We start from the raw sequence: 5,379 nt of genomic DNA, 5'->3' as shown, positions 1-5,379 counted from the left end.
ATAGTATTAGCTAGTCTCGCGACGATGGCGGAAGGGCCACACCTGTTCCCATACCGAACACAGAAGTAAAGTCTTCCAGCGCCGAAAGTACTTGGTGGGTAACTGCCTGGGAGGATAGGACGTTGCGGGACTTTTTATAATGAAGCCGTGCAAAAAAATACAGATATAAACATTGATTCAAGTGAGCTTGAAAATCAATGTTTATATCTGTATTTTTTTATGGGGCGAAGCCCCTAACGGAGGCGCAGCAAAGCGGAGACGGAGTTGCACGAAGGCATTAAACGGCAGTGATTCTTCGAGTCATTTAGACGAACGTCATGGAATAAACTTGTTCTTTGATCTCTATTTTTATATTTTTAGGAAGGAGCCATCTGGCGAAGCGGAGACGAAGTGCACGGCTTTATTTTTCAACCCACGTCTAGTCATGAGCCAGCAAGATTGACGTTTGTCGGTTTGATTGCTATACTGAATGTTAAGAAGAGTTGAGGGGATGCTTAAATAAAAATCATTTAATTTTGGCAAATCCATCAATTATTAGGAGGTTGCTTTGACGCTTACAGAAAATTTAAGCCGCTATTTCGGCTATGATGACTTCAAAGAAGGTCAGGAAAAAATCATTCAGGCAGTTCTGAATGGGGAGGATGTACTGGGCATTATGCCCACGGGTGGTGGAAAATCGCTTTGCTACCAGCTGCCAGCGCTGCAAATGAAGGGAATCACCCTTGTCATCTCACCGCTGATTTCACTTATGAAGGATCAGGTTGATGCATTAACTGAAATGGGCATCTCCAGCACCTTTTTGAACAGTTCCCTGAATGACGCAACCTATAACCAGCGTCTAGAAGGCATCCAGAAGAATCAATATAAATTGCTTTATATAGCGCCGGAAAGATTGAACGCAAATTCTTTTCTAGCACTTTCGAAACAGCTCAACATTGCCATGGTTGCAGTGGATGAAGCTCATTGCATCAGCCAATGGGGACATGATTTTCGTCCGCATTATCAGGAAATTCCTAGATTCATTGAATCCCTACCCCATCGTCCGGTAGTGGCTGCCTACACTGCGACAGCCACGGTCAAAGTTACCCAGGAAATTAAGGCGCTGTTGAAGCTGAGAAATCCAGTGGAGTCGATCATCGGCTTTGATCGCCCCAATTTATTCTATCAGGTGGTTAAGACTGGAGATAAATTTAAATACGTAACAGATTCCATAAGGCAGGACTTTCAAGATAAATCCGGGATTATCTACTGTGCCACCAGAAAAACAGTGGAAGGATTAACTGAAAAATTGACAGCCAAAGGCTTTTCAGCTGCCGCTTATCATGGGGGAATGAGGCCAGAACTTCGTCAGAAAAATCAGAACGATTTTATTCATGATCGTGTTCATATCATGGTGGCGACGAATGCTTTCGGCATGGGAATCAACAAGCCGGATGTGCGTTTTATCATCCATTACAATATGCCGCAGAATATGGAGGCTTATTATCAGGAAGCGGGACGCGGCGGAAGAGATGGTGAAGTTAGTCATTGCACCATTTTGTATTCACCGGCCGATATTGTAAAACAGAAAAGACTGATTCAGCTTAATCAGTCTTCCCCTGAACGCGAGAAACTGCTGTTTGAAAATTTACAATACCTGGTAGATTATTGTCATACTAATGAATGTCTCCGAAAGAAAATACTCGAATATTTCGGAGAAACACCAACTTTTGAGCGTTGCGAGAATTGTGGGAACTGTCTGGATGAATCGGAAATGATGGATATCACCATCGAAGCCCAGAAAATTCTTTCATGTATTTATCGTCTTAAAAATCGATTTGGACTTAACATGATTATTTCGGTCCTGCGGGGATCAAAAAACAAAAAAATACTGGATCTGAAACTCGATGCGTTATCAACCTATGGTATCATGACAGATCACACGTCGGAAAGCCTTCGAGAAATCATCATGACGCTGGTTGCTAAGGACTATATACTCGTCACTGCTGATGAGTATCCGGTACTGAAACTCACAGCGGCGGCCAGCAGAGTCTTGAAAAGTGATGAGAAAGTCTTTCATAAAAAGCACTTGGTCGAAATGAAAGCTGTCAAAAATAAAAAGCAGAGCAAGGTAAAATACCCCATAGACTTTGATGAAATCTTATTTGGTTTGCTGAAGGCACTTCGCTACAGCATTTCACAGGAAAAAGAAGTACCGCCTTTTATGATTTTTCACGATGCTACTCTGAAAGAAATGGCAGCTTATTTTCCATTGGATCAGGAAAGCTTCTTGAAAATTAGTGGCGTGGGACAGGCAAAGTTTGAGAATTATGGGGATCTCTTTATGAAGGAAATCAAAGTTTTTGTTGATACGAATCAAATTGAGATAAAAGAACGGAATGAAAGAGCGTCCACTCCGATTCAGGAAGCAATGGTTGAAAAAGAATCTAGAAGTGATTCCTATAAGAAAACCTATGACTTCTATACAAAGGGATGCTCCCTTGATGAAATTGCCCGCGAAAGAGGAGTGACGCGAAACACTGTGATCGGACATTTGATGCGCTGTGATCAGCAGGATAAGCGGGTGGATTGGTCGAACTTTCTTGATGAAGCAAAGGAAGTGCTGATACTAAAGGCAATTGAAAAGACCGGTTTGGATCTGCTGAAACCCATCAAGGAGGCACTGCCTGAAACGTGTAGCTATGAAGATATAAAAATTGTTATCCACAAAAACGGTTTACAATAATTAGCTGATTGATATAGGAGTGTCAACGCAACTTAAAATGAACAGAAAAAAGCGAGGGTTTTATGCAAGAACACGTGAACCAACGAACATTACAGGCAAAACGAACAAAGAAAAAAATATTTAATACCAGTGTAGCATTAATCAATGAACGAGGATTTGATCATGTTACAGTTGATGATATTTGTAAAGAATGTGGGGTATCAAAAGGCGCATTTTACCATCATTTTAATTCAAAATTGGATATTATTTCGCAGATAGAAACAATGCTAAACAGTTCGCTTACGGTTGCGATAAATGAATGTGATGATGTAAATATAAAAACACAGATTTTAGTGTTTGTTAATTCGCTGTTATCAGTTGTTGATAAAACAGGACTTGAATTTACGAGACAACGGACTAAATATGTCGTTGGCGGAGAGTATGCGAGGGAAACAGGTGCAGATACTTTTTCTGTATTTTCAAGGGCAAAACTTAGGGAAGTCTTACAATCTGCAGTTGACAGAGGCGAAATGATCAAAGCGACACCAGTAGATATGCTTACAGAAGTCATTATGACTCTATTGAGTGGAATGATTGCAGATTGGTGCATATTTGATGGAACATATTCATTAACGGAAAAAGGATGGAAACTGACCAACTTTACAATATCCAATATGGTGGATAGTTATTGTAATAAATAGTAAGACCATTATAAAATTTAAAGATAAGGATAATTAATTATTGTGTTATACAGTCCGATTGTTAGAACGTATATAACTAAATAATATAACTATCCTTAGAAAGTATTTTTATCTTAAATATACATATAATATGTAAAACATCGTTTGTTAGCTATTATAAACCCAAAAGGTGCTTTGATAAATAAGAGACTTTTTACATGTTATAAGATTTTAATTTATGTTTAAATCCATACCGGGAACTAATGATGGTTCAGAAACAGTGTTTGTTTTTAGTTTGTTTTGTGCGATAAATAACGAAACATCTTCAGCATACTTATCACTATAAAAGGTCCGTCCATAAATAAAGGATTCATCCAATGCTTCCATCACACGAGGTGACAAGGCGACGGCGAAGGGAATATAGTAACCGTTTGTAGCAAAAAGATCTGTTTTTTGATGGACCTCAACTTTAATATCTTCCTCAGAAGAAGAGGGGCTATCAATAACATTTTGCGCATCCAAAGCACCCATGAAAATCAGTTTTCCATGATAATCGTTATTCCATCGCTGCAAATCATTGATCGGTTGAATGGGATCTAATACATCCACTCCCATTTCAATGATTTCATCCACAATGCGATCAATTTTACCGCAGGAATGCATATCAAATAGGATATCAAGTTCATGTGCCGCATTGATTACGCGTGTAACATGTGGCTTAATTAAATCTCTCCAAATTTGGGGATTGAAGAACAAATCTTTTTGGCTACCCCAGTCATCCTGAAAATGGACCATGTCAATATCGTAATACTTCTTCAAGTACTTTAATTGGTCGATCTTGAAATCACATAATTTAGCAAAAAAAGCTTCGCATTCATCTGGATCAGTCATTAAAGAACAAAGAGCATTTTCAAATCCCATTAAATCGTGTAATCTTTCAAAAGGACCGGATATTAACATTGCACATAATATCTTAGTTGGATCTTTTTCAGGAACATCTTCTTTTGCACATGCTTCCCAATCAATGGCACTTAAGTCAGGCCATTTGATTACTTCATGCCAATCACAGATATCTTCCAGAACCACAGGCATATTAGCTGTCGCCACAGGCATCATTGGCATTTCCGGATCTTCTGTCCAATGTACACCAAACCAATCATATCCAGTACCAAAACCAGGAGCACGGTCTTCTATGGCTCTTGGTAAAACCATCTGTAAAAGACTTGGTTGATGAGGAACAAAATCTGGTTGTTCTTTGTTCACCATGCGATAAAAATTTTCACGTTCTGTTATTTTACTCATAATAACCTCCGATTTCTATTTTTAAAGATAAATACCAAAAGAATGACAGTTATAGTTACTTTTGAAATGGAGCATAATGAAATTCCAGGTTTAAATAAATTTTAAATCCATAAAGAAGATTATGTCAAATAGCATTTAACAGACTATTGGTATGTTAAAATGATTGTATTCGCTTTATCCAAATTTGTCAATCAATAAATATTTACGAATTATTTAACTAGTTAAATTTAAAATGGTGATTGACTTGATTTAATCGCTTATTAAAAACGGATAAATTTCTGATAAACAAAAAGAAAATAAAATTCGAAATTGTTATTGACAAAAGTCAGAAAAATCATTATACTAAATAAGTTGCCTTAAATAGCGACTGCAAAATCAATAAAAAAACTTTTCAAAACAACTTGACAACTTAGGAAAACGACGATATACTATACAAGCTTCGTAAGAACGGAGCGGCGGTCATAGAAAAGAGAATAGTACCATAAAACCTGTAAAACAGCCAAAACATTCGCAAGAATGCAGAAGGCTAAAATAGAAACAGAGAGATGCACTCTATAAAACATCAACTCGCAAGAGGATAAAATTGAGTTATTCATGAGACAGATATGAAAGCCGAAAGGCTCGAATACAAACTTTTATTGAGAGTTTGATCCTGGCTCAGGACGAACGCTGGCGGTATGCTTAACACATGCA

Annotated in this window: 3 protein-coding genes and 1 rRNA gene; 3 read left to right on the top strand and 1 reads right to left on the bottom strand. The window is 38.0% G+C overall.

The window, feature by feature from the left end; all coding sequences use genetic code 11:
• Window positions 1-14 precede the first annotated feature (14 nt).
• From rrf to FZC41_RS16905, 3 genes are all read left to right on the top strand, one after another.
• A 5S ribosomal RNA gene (gene rrf / locus FZC41_RS16915) occupies window positions 15-131 on the top strand.
• 416 nt (window positions 132-547) lie between these two features.
• Window positions 548-2,725, top strand: coding sequence for a DNA helicase RecQ (gene recQ / locus FZC41_RS16910; RefSeq protein WP_148568630.1), 2,178 nt, complete (start codon window positions 548-550; stop codon window positions 2,723-2,725).
• Between the two features lie 62 nt (window positions 2,726-2,787).
• Entirely contained in the window at window positions 2,788-3,405 is a 618-nt protein-coding gene (locus tag FZC41_RS16905; RefSeq protein WP_148568629.1) for a TetR/AcrR family transcriptional regulator, read from the top strand.
• 210 nt (window positions 3,406-3,615) lie between these two features.
• Here FZC41_RS16905 and FZC41_RS16900 read toward each other — a convergent pair whose 3' ends face one another.
• Window positions 3,616-4,686, bottom strand: coding sequence for a uroporphyrinogen decarboxylase family protein (locus tag FZC41_RS16900; RefSeq protein ID WP_148568628.1), 1,071 nt, complete (start codon window positions 4,684-4,686; stop codon window positions 3,616-3,618).
• Between the last annotated feature and the right edge of the window lie 693 nt (window positions 4,687-5,379).

Source organism: Acetobacterium paludosum, from assembly GCF_008086595.1.
GTDB lineage: Bacteria > Bacillota > Clostridia > Eubacteriales > Eubacteriaceae > Acetobacterium > Acetobacterium paludosum.
The sequence above is the reverse complement of the archived record's forward strand: the minus strand, read 5'-3'. Positions and strand labels throughout refer to the sequence as shown.

What these genes read in the sequence shown, in the direction of transcription:
- FZC41_RS16905 (WP_148568629.1), top strand. Translation starts at nt 2,788, where the DNA reads ATGCAAGAACACGTGAACCAACGAACATTACAGGCAAAACGAACAAAG.
- FZC41_RS16900 (WP_148568628.1), bottom strand. Translation starts at nt 4,686, where the DNA reads ATGAGTAAAATAACAGAACGTGAAAATTTTTATCGCATGGTGAACAAA.